Below are 22,663 nucleotides of genomic sequence, written 5' to 3'. Positions count from 1 at the left end.
GTCCTTAATATAATTATCAGAACTTTTCTTAATAATTTTATAAAGGTTGATTAAATCTGGATTGATATCGTTGAGTAAATACTTTGGGTAATCGGTATTTAAAAACACCGAACCTGCGCCGACAAAAGGCTCAATTAACTTATTACCTGCTGGTAGCTGATCACTGATAGCTTCAATAAGATTATATTTTCCGCCGGCCCATTTTAAAAAGGCTCTAGTTTTTTTGTCTTTCATTATGAGTTGTTTTGCGCTACCTACAAACTTACGGAAATGACTGGTTATTGTTTTAATGCCATAAATGCCAATTTACAAAAACAGACCTGAGAGAGAATTGTAACGGCCTAAGCAGCAAACAACAATTAGCTTCTGTCTACAAAAGTGGTATTTCTTGTTGAACTTGACTCACTGGTTTTGCAAAAGGAACATTGTCTAAAAAGTTGACCGGCAATTGCGCAGTTTTTTGCCGAGCTTGTTCAATACTTGAAAAATCTTGGTTATACAATAAAACATACCAATCTCCTCCATACCTTTGTGTTGTGTAAAGCCAAAGGTGTTGGCTTAATTTTTTGTCTGCTACATATTCTTGCAATAACGTGAAATTACTCATGGCAGCTATTTGGATGACAAAGTGACTGTTTGGCAGTGTTGTGAGTAGGGCAGATTGATCTGTTAGCAACTCTGTTTGTAAGACATTTTCAATAGATTTTGAGCTAGGTGACTCAGTACTTTCTGTTTGGGCTTCTTGAGTCAGATTTAAGGGCGTTAGCTCAACTATGGCAACGTCTTCTACTTTATAGTCTGTAACTTCTTTGGAAGTAGATGATACTTCATCATCAGATATTGCAGAGTTTTGTTCATTTTCTTGAGGGATAGTTGATTCTAGAGGTGTGATGTTTTCCTCGTTCGTGCTGAGCTTTTTTATTATATTTTCACGATTATTACTAAGCTCTTCACTCGCTGTTTGCCAATCGGTCACTAATTTTTGACCATCACTAGCGATGTCTTTAACGGGTAAATTGGGTTCTTTAACACTAATAACTTTCTCAACTAGCTGTGTTTCTTGGGCTTTAACTTTACTTTGATTTAAGGGCGTTTCTGAAGGCATTAAAGGTACAGCCACTTCTCTTTCTGGCTGTGGGCTGTTAAAAGAAAATATTTCGAATGTGTTGAGAGAATTACCAAATGTTTGTTTTATTTGGTCTGAATAAAGCCAATAAAGTATCCCTGAAAATGAAACGAAGAATACTAACAAAGCTAAGCTAATACTGGCCCACTTTTTATAAATTGCGGTGTTCGAAAAACGACTTTTTTCGTCTTGATTGAGAGGTTCATAATATCCGAGTTTTGATTCTGGCAACTGTTTGACATTTGTACTTAATGTTTCTGAAACATTGGAATGAAAGCTGTGTCCGTTCAGTAAAATTGGCTTTTCCTTTGAACGGGCGCCAAGACCATTTTTAATTTTCTCTGCCCAATCAGATTTTCCGATTAACAATACGTTTAGGTGTTGCTTATTTTTAGCAAAACGACTTTGTAAAACTAATTCCCATAATTCTTTAATGAGTTTGACAGGTAATCGATCTGCTTGAAAAAGGCTAATTAAAACAGGGCCATCGTGTTTATTTAAACTAACCAACAATTGGTTGAGAGGTAAGTTAAAGTCGGCTATTTTTTCTTGGCTAATCAGTTGCTTGTATAAGGTTTCTCGGTAGCTGACTAAAGGAGTGAGTTCATTGGCTGTAATTATGGCAAGATTGGTGTCTTCATTTTGTTGACCAATAAAGCTTTCTACAATTTGTGATTGCTGTTTCACTTTGTCAGAACAAACAAAAACGAGTTGTGATGAAAAGCTTGTTAAACAGTCTAGTCTATTACTGAGTTCAGATGTCGCCATGATTCCTTTACCTAATTCATTAGGCTTGTTGGGTTAACAACAAGCCTCGTTTAATGAACTAAGATAAAACGGATCGTAACACCTCTTCTGAGACATCTTTGGTGACTACAGATTTGCCAATTCCTTGAGGAATAACAAACACTAGATCGCCAGCCTGTACTTTTTTGTCGTGGCGCATATGTTTGACGAAATCGTCATAAAACATATCACTCGGTGCTTCTATCGGTAAATCGAACGCACTTAACAAGGCTTTAATACGACTATATTCTGACGCTTCGAGCCAATTCATCTTAGTAGCTACTGCAGAAGCAAGAACAATGCCGGCTGATACGGCTTCACCGTGTAACCAGTTACCGTATCCTTGCTCAGCTTCAATCGCGTGACCGAAAGTATGGCCCAAATTAAGAATGGCTCGCAAACCAGATTCTCTTTCGTCAATTGCTACTACTTCTGCTTTTATTTCACAACAGCGGGCAACCATATGTTGCAGAGCCTGTTGATCTTGCTGTTTAATTAATTGTTGATTTTCTTCAAGCCATGCAAAAAATTCATGATCATAAATGATCCCATATTTTATTACTTCGGCCATACCTGCTGAAAACTCAGCCTTAGGCAATGATGTTAAACTGTCTGTATCAATGATGACGGCTTTAGGCTGGTAAAAAGCACCGATCATGTTTTTACCTAAAGGGTGATTCACAGCGGTTTTTCCACCTACTGAAGAATCGACTTGAGATAATAAAGTGGTAGGGATTTGAATAAACGGAATGCCGCGCTGAAAGCTCGCAGCAACAAAGCCCGTTAAGTCCCCAATTACACCGCCACCTAAAGCAATCAGTGTGGTGTCTCTGCCTGCTGACATTTCAAGTAATTGAGATATCACAGATTCAAAAGTTTGTAAGTTTTTGTATTGCTCGCCATCAGGCACCACAATTTTACTGACTTCACAGCCTTCTAATGCTTTTAAAACTTGAGGATAGAATAACGATTCAATTACGTCATTAGTGACTACAACCACTTTTTTTGTGGTTAGATGTGAAGTAAGGACGCCTTTTTGATTTAATAAATTGGCTTGAATAGAGATAGGGTAGCTACGCGCTCCCAACTCAACTTTTAATGTTGTCATTTGCGAGCGCTGCCCTATTTAGAATAGTTTAGTTAAGGTTACAGACCTATTTTTTCGATGATTTGATTCGCTACTGCGCGAGCGCTTTGATCATCTGTATCAACAATATAATCGGCTGCTTCTTCATACATAGGATTACGCTCTTCTGCTAATTTGCGTAAAACTAGTTCAGGATCATCTTTTTGTAATAAAGGACGACGTTTGTCACGTTGAGTTCTAGCAACTTGTTTATCTATTGTTGTCTGTAAGTACACAACAATGCCACGTGCAGATAATCTATTACGCACATTTTTGTTGATAACCGAGCCACCGCCGGTTGCTAGCACTATGCCTTGTTTATCGGTTAAGTCATTGATGACGTTTTCTTCGCGATCTCGGAACCCGTCTTCACCTTCAAGATCGAATATCCAGGCAATATCTGCGCCTGAGCGTTTTTCTATTTCGTGATCGGAATCAAAGAATTCTAAATGAAGTTCATCTGCTAGGTGCCTACCAATTGTGCTTTTACCAGCACCCATGGGGCCTATAAGGAATATATTACGTTTTTCAGCCATTTTTGCTTATTTCACAATTTTGTTTATTTAAGGGGTAGAAAGTGTTGTTCGGCTACCCTTTTATGGATTAACCAGACCTCGTTAAAATTTCGAGACGAGGATTATCTCAGCTTTAACCTGAATTTTGCAAGCTTTGTCATTTTAAACTTCAAGGATTCGGTTAAATAAGTGCAAAAAAAAGGGAAATGAGTACATTTCCCTAATATTTTCGTCTAATTTTGCGAGTTTCAATTACGCGATTGTAGTTTGTCTGTAATTATTTTAGGTGTAACAAAAATCAATAGTTCTCTTTTTTCTATTCTTTCTGCCGAATTTTTAAACAAATTGCCCACTACTGGTAGATCACCTAATAAAGGTACCTTGGAAGTATCATCAGTAGAAGCTTGTTGGAATATGCCACCTAAAACAATTGTTTCTCCGTTTTCTACTAATACTTGGGTGCTAATTTCTTGAGTATCAATTGCTACTGCTGGGCCTGTTGAAGTTGACACTGTGTCACCTCTAGTATCTTGGGTAACCACTAAATCGAGAATGATTCGATTATCTGGTGTGATATGAGGAATAACCTTCATGCTCAATACCGCTTTTTTGAATTCTACGGACGTTGCACCACTTGAAGTAGATTGTACATAGGGTATTTCAGTACCTTGTTCTATGTATGCTTCGTGCTGGTTCGCAACAGTGATCCGTGGACTCGCAATAATTTCACCTTTATTTTCAGACTCTAAAGCTGATAACTCTAAATCAATGATAGTGCCGTCAATTAGTCGAGCTATTTGAACCCCGATTCTACCCGCTGGATTAGCTACAGGTAGAGCGACGTTTAATCGGTCTGATATGGACGGGACAACTCCTGAAGCAATTGAATCAGCACCAGCCAATGAGCCTGATACACCGCCATTGCTTCCTCTGTTGCTCGCTCCCCATTGGACACCTAATGCTTCACTAGCATTGTCTCTTACCGTTACCATTCGTGATTCAATCAAGACCTGTTTAATTGGAATGTCTAATGCGTCAACTAGGTTTTTAGCTTCATCGATAGATGCTTGAGTATCTCTTAACAATAAGGTATTGGTTCGTTCATCAACAGACACGCTGCCTCTTGGAGTTAAAATACTATTTTCGGTTCCTTTTAAAATAGCGGCTAGTTCAACAGCTTTTGCATAATTAATTTGCACATTGGTAGATATTAACGGTGCCAATTCGGCAACTTGCTGTTTTGACTGAAGCTGTTGAGTTTCACGTGCCGTTAACTCTTCTGTTGGTGCTATAAGTAAAATATTACCTTCTAGCCTCTTATCTAACCCTTTGATTTTTAAAATCATGTCTAAAGCTTGGTCCCACGGCACACCAGACAAACTGATAGTCACGTTGCCTGATACTGTATCTGTGGTCACCAGGTTAAAACCGTTAACTTGTGAGATTATTTGTAAAACTTGGCGTACTGGAACATCTTGGAAATCCAAAGAGATAGGTTCGCCCTTATAATCTGTTTGTTCTTCTGTCGGTGTGTCACTGAGCTTTTTACTAATATTGACGATTAATCGATTAGAAGACTTCTCGTGTTTAAAGGTCACTTTATCTTGTAATGAAAACAGTACTCTTGTTTGCTCTTCGTCTTGAAAGGTTTCAATAGAATTTACCGGAGTAGCAAAGTCGATTACATCTAAAGTAAACAGTTGCTCATCGGCTAACTTAGTATTAGGTAACGTTAGCAATAATCCATTCGATTTTTGGCTAAGCTGAAGTTGAAACTCATCATTGTCAAATTCAAACGTAGCTTTTGCGCCGCCACTGGCAAGGCGATTAAATTGAATATCTTGTAATTCAGATTGAAAAACCGATTCAGTTATAGGAGTGGCATCAATTAAAACCGGAGATGCTTCTTGGCTAAAAGATTTGAAAGTGGCAAAGGTTAATACGCCAGCGAGTAACAAAACCCATTTTGTAGGATTTGAGTTTAGTTTTTTGTTAAATATAAAGCGCTCAGACATTATTTTCTCCTGCCTTTGAAAGCATGGTGAGTGTAGCTTGTTTTTTCTGCCAACAGCCAGCACCATCGGGCAACATTTCAGTAAAAGATACTGTACCATCTTGAATTGAATCGATTTTTCCAAAGAATAACCCTAGATAATCACCTATAGTAGCTTTAAATAAAGCACCAGAATTTGATTGAATTAGAGCCCATTTTTTACCTTTAGATACGAACTCTCCGGTGACAGATAAAGCGTCTACTCCAAATTTTTCTAAAGGTTGTTTGGTTCGTTTAAAGTCAGGTTGTGCACAATTGGGTTGAGAGGCAACTTCCTTTACCTCAGCACCTGTATTTCTAGGGTGTTGAAAAGGACTTCGTAATTCTGCAGCCGAGTAGACAAACCTTGGTTTACTTTCAAACTGAGGGTAAGGTTCGATACTAACAGGAGTTGTTTGTTTAACTTCTGCGATAAAAGCTTGTAAGTCATCTACTTTTGGCTCGCAACCTAGCAATACAGCTGCAGACAATACAATAAGAGCTTTATTCATTATTTTTGCCCCTTAGTTGTATTGGTATCTGTAGTATTTTCACCCATAGATGTGCGATAGGTTTTGGCTTGGACTTTTAATTTTAGTGTTTTAGCTTCTTGAGTTACTTCAAAATCATGTACAGTAACTATCCGAGGTAAACCTGCAATTTCCGAAGCAAATTGACCAAAGTTATGATATCCACCAGTCACTTCCATTTCTATAGGTAATTCTGCGTAAAACTCTTTAGGTATTTCTCTTTGCCAATTTAATAATTTAAAGGTGAGTCCAGCGGATGTACCTACGAGCGTAATATCATCCAATAACCCTGGCGTTTCATTACTTGTGGGTAGTGATTTAAGCATAGAAGAAAAATCTTTATGTAATCTTGCTAATTGTTCTTCGTATGCTTTTAGGTTGACTGCGATTCTATACTTAGCGAGATAATTTTGTTTTAACTCAATTTCTTTGTTTTGTGCTGATTCTAGAATAGGAAGTTTAGACTTAACTAACCCATGATAACCAACAACTAAACTGATTATTGCAACAAAAGCAGCTACAACAGCTTTGACTTCGAAAGGCCAAACGGCAATTTGTTCCGGATCTAGGTCATTAATTTCTTTTAATTTATTAAAATCAAATTTCATTATTTAGACTCCTCAGTGATGGCCGAAAAATCAGGCGCAACACTAGGATTAATAGTAAAGGTCAATTTAAAATCACTAACTGCTTCTAACGCTGAAGTATCGGCCACAATTGACGATAACTTGCCACTACTAAATACAGTCGAATCTTCAAGTTGGCGCATAAAGTCGGCTAAGCGGTTGTTCGATTCACTTACCCCTAAAATTTCTATATTATTTCCTTGTCTTGAGAAGCTTCTAAAAGATAATCCTGGCGGGACTAACTTAACTAATTCATCTAAAACAATGGGTACTGCATTTCGACTGGACTCAAGTTGTTCGATCAAAGCCATTCTTTGTTCGATTGCTTGTTTGTCTTTTTTAATATTTTTAATTTGTTCTATTTGTTTGTCTAACAAAACCGTTTGTTGTTGAACAAAGTCATTTCTAACATTTTGGTTTTTAGTTATTTGCTCAATAACATTGGCAATACCAAACATGAAACCAAAACTTAAAACAGCAATTACTGCCAATAATGTTAAATAGCTCTTTTTCTGCTCTGCTCTTTGGCTTTCGCGCCAAGGCAATAAATTTATATGTGCCATGGTTGAAAACTCCTATTCGCTAATCCTGCTGCGATAATCAATTGTGGTGAAACTAAATTTAATGCTTCTTGAGAGACTTTCTCATTGATTGCCATTGATTCGAATGGATTAAACGCAGAAACCTTAATGTTTAAATCACTCGAAAGGTCTTCGGTTAAAGATGACAAGTGACCACCGCCACCACAAATCAGTATTGACTGAGGACGAGCTGCGCTAGTTGCGCTGATATAAACTTGGATTGCCCTATTAATATTTTGTTGTAAGTTTGCTAAAAACATAGGGTAAGAATCTTGCTTCCATGATTCCGGTAAGGTGTTTTCCGTTAACTGTTGTTCAATTTGTGAACGCTCTTGGCTAAACAACATGCTTAAATCTTGAATTAATGAATCCATTCCAAAACTATGGTCTTTGGTATAAACAACTTGTCCATTTTTAACAACACAAAATTGAAGTTGCGTTGCTCCAATATTGATACAACAGACATTTTCTTCTGGCTCGCTAGGATGAAACTCTGCTACAGCCGAACCTAAAGCGTAACTTTCAACATCTACAATTTTGGTTTCGTACCCTACTTCTCCCAATAACGTATTTCTTCTATCCACAATATCTTTGTGAACGGCGCTTAAAAGTACTTCTACTTTATTGGTTTTTGTATCACTAACATTTAACTCTTCGAAGTCTATGTATACTTCGTTTAGTGGATAGGGAATTAGACTGTCAGCTTCAAGTTCGATTTGGCTTTCTAATTCATGGTCTGACTGGCCTGGATCCATGTAAACTATTTTATTAAGCACGGTAGAACCCGATACAGCAATAGCGACTAACTTACTTTTGCTTTTTAGTGCCAACTTAACTTTTTTTAATGCATGACTGACAGCTTCAAAATCTTTAATTTCTCGTTCAGCAAAAGCGTTACCCACAATGGGTTCGCAGGCATAGGCTTGCAGTGTAAAATTGTCTGCTGATTTCTCCAACACAACAGCTTTAACAAATCGCGTACCTATGTCTAGGCCGATCATTTGTTGTGTTTTAGGACTGAATAAGTTCATCAATTTTTCTACTTTTGGTTGAATACAAATAAATTCACACAGCTATTATTACTTAATTTTTTATTATTTATGGTTCTAATAAGCGTACATAGGTATAAAATGTAGATCATTTATTAAAAATTGCCTTGGTATAAAACATCTGTGAAGTATCTTAAACCCGCATTAATCGCTGCTTCTGTACTATTTATTTTAAGTGTTACCGCTATATTAGGTACATATTTCTATATCAAATCTGACCTACCTAGTGTCGATATCCTTAAAGATGTTCGGTTACAAACACCCATGCGCATCTATTCTCAAGATGGTAAGTTAATCTCTCAGTATGGCGTAAAAAGACGAATTCCACTAACTCTGGAGCAAATACCAGATATGTTGGAACATGCCGTTATCGCAACTGAAGATAGCCGTTTTTACGATCATCCCGGTATAGATCCTATCGGCATGATGCGCGCTTTTATTAACTTAGTTACTACGGGAGAAAAAGGACAAGGCGGAAGCACTCTCACAATGCAGATGGCACGTGACTTTTTTCTTACTCGAGAAAAAAAGTATATCCGTAAAATTAGAGAAATTATTATTGCTTGGCATATGGAGCAATTATTAACGAAACAAGAAATCTTAGAGCTATATTTAAACAAAGTTGAACTAGGCCATAGGTCCTTTGGTTTTGGTGCGGCGGCGAGGGTTTATTATGGTAAATCGTTAAATGAACTCAATTTAGCGCAAATTGCCACTATTGCGGGATTGCCTCAATCACCTTCCGTTTTGAATCCTATTAGCCGTCCAGATCGTTCGGTAGTAAGACGACGAATTGTATTATTGCGTATGTTGGATGAAGGTTACATCAATCAGCAGCAATTTGATCAAGCAGCCAATGCCCCGGTCACCGCTAAAAAGTATGGTGCAGAGATTGAGCTTGATGCACCGTATTTAGCCGACACTATTTATAATGAAATGATTGAGCTATATGGTAAAGACGAAGCGGAAACGGGAGGTTATAAAGTTTTTGCCACTGTGACTTCTGATATGCAAAAAGCGGCTCAAGATGCAGTACGTCAAAACCTTCATGATTATGATGAGCGTCATGGATACCATGGACCAGAAAAAATGGTTTGGAATTCAAACGTTGAAAACAACTCAATTTCAACAGATGTTTCAGAACAGCAACCAAACAAGCCACTTTCTGAATCAGAAATGTTAACCATTCTTAAGAACCACCCGACTTTCGAACCCCTAGAGCCTGCAATAGTGGTAAAAGTGAATGAAAAAGATATCATCATTTTTAATCAACAAGGTAAATACAGTGTCATCGATTGGGACGGCTTAGATTGGGCTAGGCCTTTTATTAATGACGCTAAACAAGGAGCAGAGCCCAAAGTAGCCTCTGATATTTTACAAGAAGGGGCGCTTATTCTCATTCGTAAAAGAGCTGAAGATGCTCACTGGCAGCTTGCGCAGTTTCCTCAAGCCAGTAGTGCTTTTGTTGCTTTAAATCCTAAAGATGGGGGCGTGCAAGCCGTGATTGGTGGATATAGCTTTTACCAAAGTCAGTTTAACCGTGCGACTCAAGCCAAAAGGCAGGTGGGTTCAAATATAAAGCCTTTTATTTATTCAGCAGCTTTAGATAATGGTTTTACGTTAGCTAGCGTAATTAACGATGCTCCGATTACACAATGGCAGGCTGGGTCTGGTAACGCTTGGAGACCAGAAAATTCACCTGCAGAATATGATGGACCAATTAGGATGCGTGTGGCACTTAGTAAATCTAAAAACGTGGTTTCTGTTCGATTGTTAAGAGCTGTTGGGTTAGAGAATGTGGTTGAGTATTTACCACGATTTGGTTTTGATAAAGATGAGATCCCTAAAGACGAAACGCTTTCTTTGGGGTCTGGATCGCATACTCCACTCGAAGTAGCAACAGCAATGGCTGCTATTGCAAACGGTGGCTTTTTAATAGAGCCACATTTTATTCAAAGAATTGAAGACGAATACGGAAAACCTATTTGGGTTTCCAATCCTCCGCTGGCTTGCGACCCTTGTGTGGCTGATGTTGTGCAACCAGCTGAAATCAATCCTGACGACATTGAAGCCTTGCTTGCTGCTGAATTTGAGATTGATAAGCCAGTAGAGACCCCAGACAAAGAAGTGTTACAAGCTCCAAGAGTCATCAGTGCTGAAAATGCCTTTTTAGTGGCTGAAATGATGCGTTCAGCTGTGCAAATTAATGGACACTGGGATAATCGCGGAACAGGCTGGCGTACCGCATTGCTACTTAAAAGAGATGATGTTGCCGGTAAAACGGGAACAACCAATGACGTACGAGATACCTGGTTTAGTGGTTATACGCCAAACTTGGTGGCCACAGCTTGGGTGGGTTTTGATGATAATAATCGTCGACTTGGCCGAACTACTCGAAATCAAAATTTAGTGAATAAAAATCCCACAAAGTTTAATTATATTGGCAATGCTTTAATCGGCAGTGAAGCTGGTGCGTTAGCAGCGCAACCAACATGGATCCGCTTTATGAAAGAGGCTTTAGCTGATAAACCTGAACACTTATTGCCAATGCCTACTAATTTAGTCAAAGTGCGAATAGATAAGAGTTCGGGTAAATTAACTGATAGAACTGATAACACTTCTATGTTTGAATACTTTATAGACGGTACCCAACCAGTTGTGTATGCAACAGATGCAGAAGTGATTGAATCTAGTGAAAAAGGCGAGTTAAACAACCAGCAGCTAGAAGATATATTTTAAGTATTATGGGTGCTAGTTTGTGAAATAATATTACCTAAAGGATAAGTGTAGCTATGAGCAAACCTGCGGCAAAAAGTGCATTATATATTCCCCATTCTGGGCCATCATTACTTGAAACACCTTTGCTTAACAAGGGCAGCGCTTTTAGTGTTGATGAGCGTGTTGCGTTTAACCTAACTGGTCTTATTCCACCTAGATATGAATCAATTGAAGAACAAGTCGAACGTGCATACATGCAGTATTCAAGTTTTGATGAACCTATCAATAAACATATTTATCTACGTGCAATTCAAGATAATAACGAAACCTTATTTTATCGTTTAATTAACGCACATATAAATGAAATGATGCCTATCATCTATACGCCAACTGTTGGCGATGCTTGTGAGCAGTTTTCAGATATTTATCGTAGTTCTCGCGGGTTATTTATTTCCTACTCTGAACGTCATCAAATGGACGATATCATTCGTAATGCTACCAAACGTAAAGTCAAAGTGATTGTTGTGACCGATGGAGAACGAATATTAGGTTTGGGTGACCAAGGTATCGGCGGCATGGGGATCCCAATTGGCAAGCTGTCTTTATATACTGCCTGTGGCGGTATTAGTCCTGCTTATACTCTTCCTGTCATGTTAGATGTCGGCACAAATAACGAAAAACTACTCGCCGATCCTATGTATATGGGAGCAAGACACAAACGAATAGGCCAAGCAGAGTACGATGAGTTTGTTGACCTGTTTATTAAAGCTATTTATCGTCGTTGGCCTGATTTAATGTTGCAGTTCGAAGATTTTGCTCAGCCAAATGCTATGCCTTTGTTGGAGCGTTATCGTAATGAAATTTGTTGTTTTAATGATGATATTCAAGGAACCGCAGCGGTCGCTGTAGGTACATTATTGGCAGCTTGTAAAAGTAAAGAGTGCAAGTTGTCTGAGCAAAAAGTGGTGTTTGTTGGCGCTGGTTCTGCAGGTTGCGGTATTGCCGAACAAATTATTTTACAAATGTGCAGTGAAGGCATTTCTGATGAGCAAGCCCGAAAACAAGTCTTCATGGTTGATCGTATGGGGCTGTTATCGGACAAATCTACTGGACTGAGAGATTTCCAGCAAAAATTAGTGCAGTCCAAAGAAACGTTAAAAGATTGGTCTTTTGAAGGTGAATTCGCTTCTTTATTAGAATTGGTTAATAACGCCAAACCAGACATATTAATTGGTGTATCGGGTCAAGCTGGCTTATTTACAGAAGATGTTGTTCGTAGCATGAAGCAGCATTGTGAATTACCTATAATATTTCCACTTAGTAATCCATCACGTCAAGTGGAAGCTCGGCCAGAACAAGTTATTGAATGGTGCGATGGTGAAGTGATTATCGCTACTGGAAGTCCTTTTAAACCTGTCGAATATAAGGGAAAAACTTTCCCAATAGCCCAATGTAACAACAGTTATATTTTTCCGGGAATTGGATTAGGCGTATTAGCTTCTAAAGCGAAGTTAATTAGCGATGAAATGTTAATGGCAACGAGTGCCGCTTTGGCCGAAACTTCACCATTAGCCAAAAGTGGTGAAGGGGCTTTATTACCTTCGCTAGGGGAAATCGCAAGCTTGAGTAAAAAAATTGCATTTGATGTGGGTAAAGTGGCGATGCAGCAAGGTTTAGCGTTAGAAGTGTCTGATGAGACATTACAACAGCGTATCGAAAAAAACTTCTGGTCAGCAGAATATCGACCATATAAAAGGGTGAGCATTTAAAAATTTGTGCCACACTAGATATTAGTGTGGTTATGAGATGGTTTGAGCTTTACTAAATAAGGGAGTAACGAATTGAGATTATTGTGCAGTTTATTAATCTGTCTTTTTTGCTTTGGGGTGCATGCGAAACAGCCTCATTTACCTGCGGATTTAACTTATTACACTGAGCTATACCCTCCTTCAAATTATCTTGAGAATGATGAACTAAAAGGAATGTCAGTTGAATTAATTAAGCTGATTTGGCGAGAATTAAATATACCTGAACAACCTATCCAAATAGTACCCTGGGCGAGAGGGTACCGGATCACAAAAAGCCAAAAAAACAGTGTGCTCTTTACTATGGCTAGAGCAAAAGAAAGAGAACATATGTTTAAATGGGTTGGTCCTATTTATACTGCTAGACATATTTTATTGGCTCGCCAAGACTTTGCACCTCGGATTCGGTCTATTGAAGATGCTTACCAGTACCCTATAGCAGCTATTCGAAATGATATTTCTGAAGTAGCCTTAATAGAAGTTGGCTTTCCGAAAAAGCTTATTGCTCCATTAACCAATTTAAATCAATCTATATTAATGTTAGCCAACGGACGTTTAGACCTGATTATTCTTTCACAAGCTAGTATTAAGGACATAGTGAAAGCTAACAATTTGTCACTCAAGGATTTTAAGATAGTGTACCAGGTTAACGAAGTGGGGAATTATTATGCATTTAATAAAGATACACCTGACTCTACAATCGACTTGTTTCAACAAGCCTTCGAAAAGGTAGAAGGGCAGCGCAGAAAACTTCTGAAAAAATATTCTCTCAATATTGAATCTTTAAGCGTCCATAATTTTTAGTTTGTAACCCGTGCACAAGGTGCGTAGAATCCGCCCTCGGAGTTGGCCTGGTAATCGCCGTTTAGTTTTCATTCGTGAATTTCTAAAGGGAGGAAAGTCCGGGCTCCACAGGGCAGGGTGCCAGGTAACGCCTGGGCGGTGTAAGCCGACGACAAGTGCAGCAGAGAGAAGACCGCCAGTTGGTTCTAGTAATCAATTGGTAAGGGTGAAAGGGTGCGGTAAGAGCGCACCGCACCACTGGCAACAGTGTGTGGCAAGGTAAACTCCACCCGGAGCAAGACCAAATAGGATCTCTTATGGCGTGGCCCACGTTGAGATCGGGTGTGTTGCTTGAGCCAGTGAGCGATTGCTGGCCTAGATGAATGATTACCCAAGACAGAACCCGGCTTATGGCCAACTCCACTCTATTTTTTGCTCAATCTAGCCTAGCAATAATCCCCCTTCTAATTGATAAAGTTTACTTAACCCAAAATTGTGATAAAAAAGTGATCACTCTTTGGTTGTTTTGTGTTTGTATTAATCATTGTCTCCAATTAATTTTTCTCGATAGTAAGATATGAAAGATAAACAGGCTGTAATTTGGACCCCACTTTTTAGAAAGATATTTTTACTAGTTGTAAGCCTATTTAGTTTGGTATTTGTTTTAACCTTATTAAGCATTTATCAAGCGGCTTATAATCAGGCTGAAAGAGAGTTCGTCGCACGTTTAAATGTCGGTAAAAACGTGTTTATGAATGAACTTGTTATTGCTAAACACCATCTAAACCTAAGTGTAGAGACAATCGCCAAAGACTGGGCCTTACGTAGTGCGATAGGCCAAGGTGAAGATACGCGATCGATCAAAAGTGTGCTGTTTAATCATGGCAAGAGAATTAAAGCGGACATTGCTTTAGTGTTAGATAAAAAGTTCATGTTAACCGCTCAGATGGGCGGGGAAGATATGGAAATCAATCGTTCACTTGCCCATGTTTTGGATGCTCATCAACAAGAGAAATCTTGGATAGCCATGGTCGCGGATGAACCGTATATAGTATCTGCAGAACCAATTAAAGCACCAGCTACCATAGGCTGGTTATTAATGGGGAAAAAGTTAAATAGACAATTTTTTGACCGTATTAAAGAACTTATTTCACTAGACATTAATTTAATTATCTCCCGCCAGGATAAGCATAATTTAGTTTTATCCACTATTGATAACCGAGCTTCACTTGGCAAAGAGATTCAATCTCTAGCTTTGCAGCATATTGAATCTGATAGTTCTACTAAGATGTTTATCACGCAGAAAAATGATTCTGTTGTGATGCCGTTTGAGTTGTATGTTGACGACCAACAGCAATTTGTCATCGTGTTGCAAGATTCAATGAGAGCTTGGCTAAAAAGTCGTAATTTGTTCATGCTTGAGTTAGTCCCGTTTTTTATCGTAGGCATACTGTTGGCGCTGTTAGGTTCATTTCTTATCGCCCGAAGTATTAGTCGTCCCATTGGCCGGTTATTAAATGCAGCCAAGTTAGTCGCCGGCGGCAGTTATACCGAACAAGTTCAAGTGTCTGAAAGAAGTGAGTTAGGTGAACTTGCTATTGAATTTAGCAACATGCAATTAGCTGTTATGGAACGTGAACAGAAGATAAAAGATCAAGCCGAAGAAATACGCCAAACTAACACAATAAAATATCAAGTTGAGATGGCGCAAAAAGAGCAACAACTAGCAGCCAGTGCTACAGAAGCAAAAAGCCGTTTTTTAGCGAATGTGAGTCATGAGATACGCACACCACTTAATTCTATCATTGGTTATTCAGAGATATTAAGTGATAGTAATGTCAGCAAGGATGACAAGCTTAAAGCCACTACCGCTATTCATAATGGTGGTCAGTATTTAATGAATTTAGTTAACGATGTATTGGATTTATCCAAAATTGAAGCGGGCAAAATACAATTAAATAAAACGGATACTAGTGTGGTTGCATTGCTAGAGGAGGTCCGTTCGCATATGGAAGGCTTTGCCCTTGAAAAACATCTGACTTTCAACTTACGGCTGCATTATCCAATACCTTATGAATTTAGAACAGATGCCACTCGGTTAAAACAAATTTTATTAAACCTGTGCAATAACGCTATTAAATTTACTGAACAGGGCCAGGTAGATTTACAAGTGCATTTAGATACATTCAAAAAGCGATTTATCTTTGTTGTTTCTGATACTGGACCGGGTATGGATGATGAACAACAGTTACGTTTATTCACTGCATTTTCTCAAGGTAATCAGTCTAGTAATCGTAAATATGGAGGAACTGGATTAGGTTTGTACATTAGTAAACAGTTAACTGAAATGTTAGGTGGGCACGTAAAAGTGACCAGTCAAAAAGGCCAAGGTAGTCAGTTTGCTGTTTACATGCCTTGGGTGGAATCAGAAAACAAAAACATGATGACTTGTGCTACTGATGTGCAAATTTTACTTAAGCAAAGGTTGCAACCTAAAGTAGAGGTTCCTCAACTTGAAGGTCATATTTTGTGTGTTGATGATAACGAAGATAATCGTCAGCTTGTTGCCTATTTAGTGAATAAAACGGGAGCTGATTTAAGCTTGGCCGAAAATGGAAGACAAGCTATAACGTTAAGTCAAAACACACCATTTGACTTGGTTTTAATGGATATGCAAATGCCTGAAATGGACGGGTTACAAGCTACTAAAAAACTATTAGAGCAAGGCTTTGAAGCGCCCATTATTATGTTAACTGCAAATGTTGATTCAAAAAGTAAAAAAGAAGTTATTGATGCGGGCGCGCGGGAGCACTTCGCTAAACCAATCGATACGCAAAGTTTTTATGCATTACTCACTCAGTATTTAGGGAGAGATGACAAGTTTGAAGATCAAGCCATACCTGTGAACGCTCAATTCGATGAATTGATTGAAAACTATAGAAGTAGTTTTGCTGAAAAACTTTCCTCGATTCAACAAGCTGTTGATATAAAAGATTGGCCAGAAATTAGTAAGATGATGCATAACTTAAAAGGTTCTGCAGGCAGTTATGGGTTTCAAGTTTTAAGTGATTTAGCTAAGTTGGTGGAAGAGAAAATAGAGCAAAACAATTTACCAGAGGCTCAAAGGTATTTAGCTGATTTGCAGCTTTGTATGGCACAACTACATCAAGTAGATGAGTAAATAACCTGAACTCGGGATGGCTTGCGCCTCTCTTTATATGTTGCAATAACAGCCTTGTGCCTCGGTAATGAGTACTGAGTTTTCGATTTTCTTAGAAAAAACCTTTTGAATAATATTATCCACTAAACTCGTGCCTGTTAGACAACCATATCCTTCCGCGTACGGCCCTAAATAAATTAATTCTTGTTGAGCGCCAATAATCGCGATGGAAGGAGAAGATGGGATGATTTCTCTTAAAATGGGGTTTTTCTGTAAGTCTATGTAGATGTTTTGAAAACCCTCATCATTTAATTGGCTAGAGAGATTGTTGATGTGAGAGCTAGAGACTATCTGACAAAAACAATCTTCATTAATAAAGTGAACAACTGTTTTATTGGGTAGTTGATGTGATTGACCTATTGCTTGCACTAACTTCTGTTCAAATTTTATATCACTAATGGCAGCAGATAGTTTTAGATCAGGATCAAAATCAACTAATTGTTGAGTGAATATATAGGACATTAGGATTAAACATAAGCTTAACCACAGGCTTAAAATTAGACAAGTCGACCTCAAGGTCATACAGAGAACTGTTTTAACTGCTGTTCTAATTTTTTACATAGCGCAGAAAGTTCGGTGGCTTCTGTATTGACCTTTTTGACGTTTGTTAATTCATTTATAGAGAATTCGCTGAGTAATTGAGTTGACTCTGAAATAGAAGATACATTATTCGCTTGTTTTTTAGCTGACGATGCAACATTCGTAATGTTTTCTGATACCGCTTGGAAATTGTCAACTACGCTATCCATTTTTTCCAATGCTGAGCCAGATGACGTTACTGCGTTGTCTACCAGTTCAACACATTCCGTCATTTGAGAAACCGAGGTATCAGCACTATTAATAAGTTCAGTGGTGATGAGTTCTATTTCTTCAGCGCTCTCTTTAGATTTTATGGCTAAACTTCTCACTTCGTCAGCCACAACAGCGAAACCGCGACCGTGTTCACCAGCGCGAGCTGATTCAATGGCTGCATTAAGTGCTAATAAATTAGTTTGCTCAGCGACTGATTTAATCGATTGCATCACTTCAGAAATATTGTTGCATCTTGTACTCAGCTTTTGGATTGCTTCAGATGCAGTACTAAGTGTCTCCCTTAATTGGCTAATATTTTTACTGGAATTAGTAATAGTTTGCTTGGTATCTAGAGTGTTATTTTTTGCTGTTTCAGCATTTTGATTCGACTGTTCAGATAGTTCCGCCACATTGTGTATGTTGTCGCTAATCTCAGGTATTGAAGAGGCAATAGAGTTTACTTGTTCAGCACTCGAAGTGACTGACTTGTCTAATAAGTCGGAGGATTGGCTCATGGTGTGAGCGGCAGTTGATACACTTTTACTTAGACTGTTTGCTTCTACGATTAACGCTTTAAATGCACTTATGAGTGATACAAATTCTTTAGAACCTTCATTTTCTGGTATTTCAACTTTTAAATCTAAGCTACCTGAAGTGTGCATTATTTGGGATACAGCGTTACTTAATATTAATGCTGACTTGGCCTGTACGTAGCTACTTTTGGCCATAAACCCTAGTAATACTCCCTCCACCACGGCAAATAGGGCATGTATTACTAAGATATAAAAGCTCATTCGCCCCTCTTCAAATACAAACACGGCACTACCATTATATTGCAGGACAAAAAATAAAATGTGATGTATCGCAACCGTAGTAGTACTAATGGCAATGACCTTCCAGTCACGAAAGTAAGATAGAAAAGCCAACATAACAAATATCTCGAAATGCAATTCGGTCATGCCGTAAGCCTGTTGAATATGTAGGGCGGCAAATAATTGAACGGCTATGGCATAGGCATACCGAGTAATGGGCTGGCTAGCTTGAGTGAAGCTTAGAATTAAAGGCAAGGCGAGTATGGGTAAACCTATTAAAAAAGGTTCAACCCAGCTGGAAGTGATAAATGCAATAAATAAAGATATTAGCCATTGAAGTATTACAACAACTCTAAATATTTTATTTGCACTCGCTAACCAAGGATAATTCATTACTCACCTCTTTCGTTAGGTAATATGATTATTATTGTTGAATTATGCAGTTAATCAAATTTCAATGAATCTTCATACTGTTCTTTAGTAGGGGGAGCTGTAATATACATATGATTATCAGTGTGTTAGATGGTGGATTATTAATATTGTTTTGATTCACCTAGTTGCAGTAATATCTATTAGTTTAAATGCTACTTAGTAAAATTAAGAACGGATTAAGTTTATGAGAAATATAATTTGCTGGGTACTAATCATGTTTTCTTTGGGGTGTGCTTCGTCTGAAGAGAGCGTGCATGAAGTAACCATTGGAGAAATCAGTACAAAACAAGTATTGGATGAATTTCCTGTCTTTAAAAAAACTTACCAGTCTTATCAACCGAGTCAAAAGGAGATCGCAGCGGCAAAACGCCTCACAGGAAAGTCCTTAGTTGTGTTATTTGGAACTTGGTGTCATGACAGTGAAAGAGAAGTACCAAGATTATTAAAATTGTTACATGTTGCTGATGTCGAGTTGAAATCTCTCACCATGAGAGCATTAAACTATAGTAAACAAGATCCTGACGGGCTTCATCACACATACAAGTTAGAGTTTACACCCACTATTATACTGTTAGAGGGTGAAAGAGAACTTGGCAGAATTATAGAAGCACCAAGAATCACCCTCGGGCAGGATCTCGCTAATATGCTTGCTCAGTAGCGATTAATAGCAATCCACAAGAATAAGTGAACTCTTATTTATGCGGATTGCTATAAACTAACGTTTCTTTTTTAAATGCTCTAGTCTGCCAATAAAGTAGTGGGGCAGTTAAGCCTATGAGTATAAACGCGTAAAGCATTTTCCAACCTAATCCCCACATAAGGGCAAAACAAAATAGACAACCCAGCAAGATAAGTGGAGTTTGATTTCGATTAAGTAATTTTGCAGCGGCTAACATAGATACCAAGTAGATAAGAACAAATACCCCATTTACCCAAGTTATCAAATCCTCTAGGTGTGTACCTGTTATAAAGGTTGCCGTAATGACCACCGCCATAATAATCAATAAGGTATTTAGCGCTCGTTCTGGTATCCCGTAGTAATTGAGTTTCTTAAAATAAGTTGGTAGCACACCTTCATTGCTAAAACTCCATGCTAGTCTCGCTAGGCTGGCTGTATAAACGTTTACAGTAGCGATACCTCCGGCAATACCTAATAGCCCGATTATTTGAGCGCCATAAGCACCCAATAACTGATTGAATACTCCCACCATCGCTAAGTTATTGTGATTAGGGTGTAGCAGTAGAAGATAGGTGCAGGCTATATAAATTAAACCCACAATGACACACCCAATTATTAATGCAGGCACTAAGTCTTTTTCGGGATTTTCAAAGTCGTTTGCTAAGTGGGTCATAGCTTCAACGCCAAGAAAACTCCAAAACGCTACCCCTGCAGCCGCCATAACTAGGTTTATGTTTATTGGGGAATTCGGAAGATTGTCGACGGCTAGGCCTAAGTTATTGGTTTCTGATTGGCCAAATAATAAAATAACAACAGCAATGATGATTAAAGTGAGCCCGAGTTGCACCTTAGCTGAAATTTGAACCCCTCTGTAATTAAGTAAAAATATTAAAATCAAAATGCTTAATTGAGTCAGCCATTGAAAAACTGGCTGCATGGTGATTAATGAGTCAACGAATTGTAACGTCATAAGTATGGCCGCTGGAGCGCCCAAAGGCACAGCCAACAAAAATATCATGCCTACCGTTCTTCCAGCGATAATCCCAAAGGCTTTTTCTACAAAATATGCTGGCCCAGCAGCATGAGGGTATTTGCCGGCTAGTTGACCAAAAATTAATGCAACAGGAATAATAGCTAACATCAACCCAATCCAGGCAAGTAGTGCCCCTGAGCCAGCAATTCCAATTGTTAGTTGGGGTAATATGAATACACTTGTTCCCAACAAAGTGGTGGCTAATAATGCTGCGCCTTGCCATCGCCCAATTTTATTGTTGTGCTTGTTCATATGTCATATTCTCTTTAATATCAGAGCTTTATTCTATACATTTGGATAAAAGCAATTCGTCATAGTTTTCCAACAAAGTGTGCTTAAAACCAACAATATGACGGAGTAACTTAACTTAAGCGACATTATGATGTAGGTGAATATGGATAAATTTGATCAAGGTATTATTGCAGAGCTTCGCAACAACGCGAGAGTGAGTATTTCCCACATTGCAGAATCGGTAAATTTGTCTCGTTCTTCGGTTTCAGAAAGAATCAAAAAAATGGAACATAGCGGTGTTATTAGAGGTTACCAAGTTTTATTGAGCGAGTCCCAGAAAGAAGGCGTCACTGTATATTTCGAGATCCAACATAGACGTGCCAGATGTTCTGATGTCATTCATTTATTTAAGAATATTCCAGAGGTGGTGACATGTAATGGAATAACCGGAGATATGGATTTGTTGGTATTAGTGAAAGCGGCCAGTATGCGACGTATCCATGAAATTCGAGAGAGTCTAGATTTTGAGGAAGATATTAATAAAATCAAAACTCACGTCGTTATGAGTGAATGGATAGATAACCGTAACTAGATCTATTTTTTTAAACCTGCATTTATGGAATGAACTTAATGTTCGATTTTATTTTCAACACGGCTGATGCTTTCTTATTACTAAATTTTGTCCTTTCCTGCTTGTTACTAGTAGGTGCATGGTATTTTAGAACACTGCTTTCAACCAGTCCTTGGTTTGTATTAATCGGTTTTCTTAATGGCTTTACTATATTTTTAGTCTTTGGTTATTTTCAAACATCCGTTTATTCCATGTCTCATTCGGTCTTAGACTCACCATTGATGGTGATGACCAATGCCGTCCACTTTATTGCTCCTGTGGTTATGATCAGGCTTCTGCAAAAACAACTAACGAGTTCTTCTCACTTTAGGTGGTTTGAAAAAGGTTACTTAATATTAACTGGCGTAATCATGGTTTATTTTATGTATCGATATATTTTTGCCGATTTTTATATGTGCCCATCATTACCGCACTGTGCTGGTAATCACTCAGTGGATTGCAGCAAACAAACTCATTGTGCCGTTAGTGGGTTGTATGGTCTGGCGAGTCTATTAAAGTGTGTGTTTGTAGGAATGCTGATTCGTTTATGGATTAAGCATCAAAAGACCATAAAGTCAGCCCATTGGTTATTGGCTGGGGTTATGCTTTGTTATGGTGTTTATTGGGCATGGCGTTCTTTATCTGCATTGCTGATTATATCCGGTATTTTGCCAATAGATTCTACTGTTGCTTTGTTAGTGGCTATGGAGTTGTTGTGTGGGGGAATATTATTTGCTTGGTTTATTCAATTAGTTTCACAAAGATTGTTAGCTGAGCATGGATTAAAAATAACTGCGGAACAAATTTCGAAACAAAAGTTAGAAAAGAACGTAACAAAATTAAAAAATTATCTAGATAAACATCAGCCTCAGTTTCAAAAAAACTTAACATTGGAGCGTTTAGCCCAACAAGTGGATATGCCTAGTCGAGAATTATCGGCCGTCATTAACCAGCACTTTCAAACTAATTATACTGACTTTTTGAACTCTTTAAGAATCGAACAGGCTCAATTCTTGTTGAAGCAGCAGTCTGAAGTGCTGAGTATTCAGGACATTTTTTCACAGGTAGGTTTTAATAGTAAAACGGCGTTTAACACTGCTTTTAAAAAACAAACAGGTTTGACCCCTTCTCAATATCGTGATCACCAGCCCTTAGTTTAACACCAGAAAATCTAATG

At 38.3% G+C, this 22,663-nt stretch carries 19 protein-coding genes and 1 other RNA gene; 8 read left to right on the top strand and 12 right to left on the bottom strand.

All coding sequences use genetic code 11. The features are described 5' to 3' along the window. The 9 genes from ACSHXM_RS09980 to pilM form a co-directional block, all read right to left on the bottom strand. Nucleotides 1-234 (bottom strand): DNA adenine methylase (locus ACSHXM_RS09980; RefSeq protein ID WP_435688614.1); only part of this gene is annotated, 234 nt, incomplete at its 3' end. 136 nt (nt 235-370) lie between these two features. After that, on the bottom strand, nt 371-1,894 hold the full coding sequence (locus tag ACSHXM_RS09975; protein WP_435688613.1) for an SPOR domain-containing protein: 1,524 nt from the start codon (nt 1,892-1,894) through the stop codon (nt 371-373). Nucleotides 1,895-1,952: 58 nt separating this feature from the next. Continuing rightward, nucleotides 1,953-3,020 carry a 3-dehydroquinate synthase gene (aroB, locus tag ACSHXM_RS09970; RefSeq protein WP_435688612.1) on the bottom strand — a complete coding sequence of 356 codons (1,068 nt, stop codon included), beginning with the start codon at nt 3,018-3,020 and terminating at the stop codon, nt 1,953-1,955. Between the two features lie 38 nt (nt 3,021-3,058). Continuing rightward, nucleotides 3,059-3,574 carry a shikimate kinase AroK gene (gene aroK, locus ACSHXM_RS09965; RefSeq protein ID WP_235311150.1) on the bottom strand — a complete coding sequence of 172 codons (516 nt, stop codon included), beginning with the start codon at nt 3,572-3,574 and terminating at the stop codon, nt 3,059-3,061. Nucleotides 3,575-3,801: 227 nt separating this feature from the next. Further along, nucleotides 3,802-5,568: a type IV pilus secretin PilQ gene (locus tag ACSHXM_RS09960; protein WP_435688611.1), complete on the bottom strand. Its 1,767-nt coding sequence runs from the start codon at nt 5,566-5,568 to the stop codon at nt 3,802-3,804. After that, nucleotides 5,561-6,097 (bottom strand): pilus assembly protein PilP, encoded by a 537-nt coding sequence (locus tag ACSHXM_RS09955; protein WP_435688610.1) that lies wholly within the window; start codon nt 6,095-6,097, stop codon nt 5,561-5,563. Before ACSHXM_RS09955 ends, ACSHXM_RS09960 begins: the two co-directional genes overlap by 8 nt. After that, complete coding sequence (locus ACSHXM_RS09950) at nt 6,097-6,723, bottom strand: type 4a pilus biogenesis protein PilO (RefSeq protein WP_435688609.1); 627 nt, start codon at nt 6,721-6,723, stop codon at nt 6,097-6,099. The genes ACSHXM_RS09955 and ACSHXM_RS09950 overlap by 1 nt, the downstream gene beginning before the upstream one ends. Further along, nucleotides 6,723-7,304 carry a PilN domain-containing protein gene (locus ACSHXM_RS09945; protein WP_435688608.1) on the bottom strand — a complete coding sequence of 194 codons (582 nt, stop codon included), beginning with the start codon at nt 7,302-7,304 and terminating at the stop codon, nt 6,723-6,725. Before ACSHXM_RS09945 ends, ACSHXM_RS09950 begins: the two co-directional genes overlap by 1 nt. Next, nucleotides 7,292-8,356 (bottom strand): type IV pilus biogenesis protein PilM, encoded by a 1,065-nt coding sequence (gene pilM, locus ACSHXM_RS09940; RefSeq protein ID WP_435688607.1) that lies wholly within the window; start codon nt 8,354-8,356, stop codon nt 7,292-7,294. The genes ACSHXM_RS09945 and pilM overlap by 13 nt, the downstream gene beginning before the upstream one ends. A gap of 138 nt (nt 8,357-8,494) precedes the next feature. Between pilM and ACSHXM_RS09935 the strand changes: the two genes are divergently transcribed. From ACSHXM_RS09935 to ACSHXM_RS09915, 5 genes are all read left to right on the top strand, one after another. Further along, entirely contained in the window at nt 8,495-11,110 is a 2,616-nt protein-coding gene (locus tag ACSHXM_RS09935; protein ID WP_435688606.1) for a penicillin-binding protein 1A, read from the top strand. A 53-nt stretch (nt 11,111-11,163) separates the two neighbouring features. Further along, nucleotides 11,164-12,858: an NAD-dependent malic enzyme gene (locus tag ACSHXM_RS09930; RefSeq protein ID WP_435688605.1), complete on the top strand. Its 1,695-nt coding sequence runs from the start codon at nt 11,164-11,166 to the stop codon at nt 12,856-12,858. Nucleotides 12,859-12,975: 117 nt separating this feature from the next. Next, a complete protein-coding gene (locus ACSHXM_RS09925) occupies nt 12,976-13,698 on the top strand; it encodes a substrate-binding periplasmic protein (RefSeq protein ID WP_435688604.1) in 723 nt (240 codons plus the stop codon). 38 nt (nt 13,699-13,736) lie between these two features. Beyond that, nucleotides 13,737-14,103, top strand: an RNA gene (gene rnpB / locus ACSHXM_RS09920) — RNase P RNA component class A. Between the two features lie 151 nt (nt 14,104-14,254). Further along, nucleotides 14,255-16,858: an ATP-binding protein gene (locus ACSHXM_RS09915; RefSeq protein WP_435688603.1), complete on the top strand. Its 2,604-nt coding sequence runs from the start codon at nt 14,255-14,257 to the stop codon at nt 16,856-16,858. A gap of 33 nt (nt 16,859-16,891) precedes the next feature. On the opposite strand, the gene ACSHXM_RS09910 is transcribed toward ACSHXM_RS09915, so the two are convergent. Then, nucleotides 16,892-17,359 (bottom strand): DUF6436 domain-containing protein, encoded by a 468-nt coding sequence (locus tag ACSHXM_RS09910; RefSeq protein WP_435688602.1) that lies wholly within the window; start codon nt 17,357-17,359, stop codon nt 16,892-16,894. Nucleotides 17,360-17,415: 56 nt separating this feature from the next. Further along, nucleotides 17,416-18,894 (bottom strand): methyl-accepting chemotaxis protein, encoded by a 1,479-nt coding sequence (locus ACSHXM_RS09905; RefSeq protein ID WP_435688601.1) that lies wholly within the window; start codon nt 18,892-18,894, stop codon nt 17,416-17,418. 223 nt (nt 18,895-19,117) lie between these two features. Here ACSHXM_RS09905 and ACSHXM_RS09900 point away from each other — a divergent pair, with 223 nt between their 5' ends. Further along, nucleotides 19,118-19,591: a thioredoxin gene (locus ACSHXM_RS09900; protein ID WP_435688600.1), complete on the top strand. Its 474-nt coding sequence runs from the start codon at nt 19,118-19,120 to the stop codon at nt 19,589-19,591. Between the two features lie 34 nt (nt 19,592-19,625). Here the strand turns inward: ACSHXM_RS09900 and yjeH are convergent, their stop codons facing one another. Next, on the bottom strand, nt 19,626-20,897 hold the full coding sequence (gene yjeH, locus ACSHXM_RS09895; protein WP_435688599.1) for an L-methionine/branched-chain amino acid transporter: 1,272 nt from the start codon (nt 20,895-20,897) through the stop codon (nt 19,626-19,628). 142 nt (nt 20,898-21,039) lie between these two features. Between yjeH and ACSHXM_RS09890 the strand changes: the two genes are divergently transcribed. Further along, a complete protein-coding gene (locus ACSHXM_RS09890; protein ID WP_435688598.1) occupies nt 21,040-21,468 on the top strand; it encodes an Lrp/AsnC family transcriptional regulator in 429 nt (142 codons plus the stop codon). Nucleotides 21,469-21,506: 38 nt separating this feature from the next. Beyond that, nucleotides 21,507-22,646: a helix-turn-helix domain-containing protein gene (locus tag ACSHXM_RS09885; RefSeq protein ID WP_435688597.1), complete on the top strand. Its 1,140-nt coding sequence runs from the start codon at nt 21,507-21,509 to the stop codon at nt 22,644-22,646. Nucleotides 22,647-22,663 lie beyond the last annotated feature (17 nt).

The sequence above is a fragment of the Paraglaciecola sp. genome (assembly GCF_051252315.1).
In the GTDB taxonomy this organism is placed as follows: Bacteria; Pseudomonadota; Gammaproteobacteria; order Enterobacterales; family Alteromonadaceae; genus Paraglaciecola.
The sequence above is the reverse complement of the archived record's forward strand: the minus strand, read 5'-3'. Positions and strand labels throughout refer to the sequence as shown.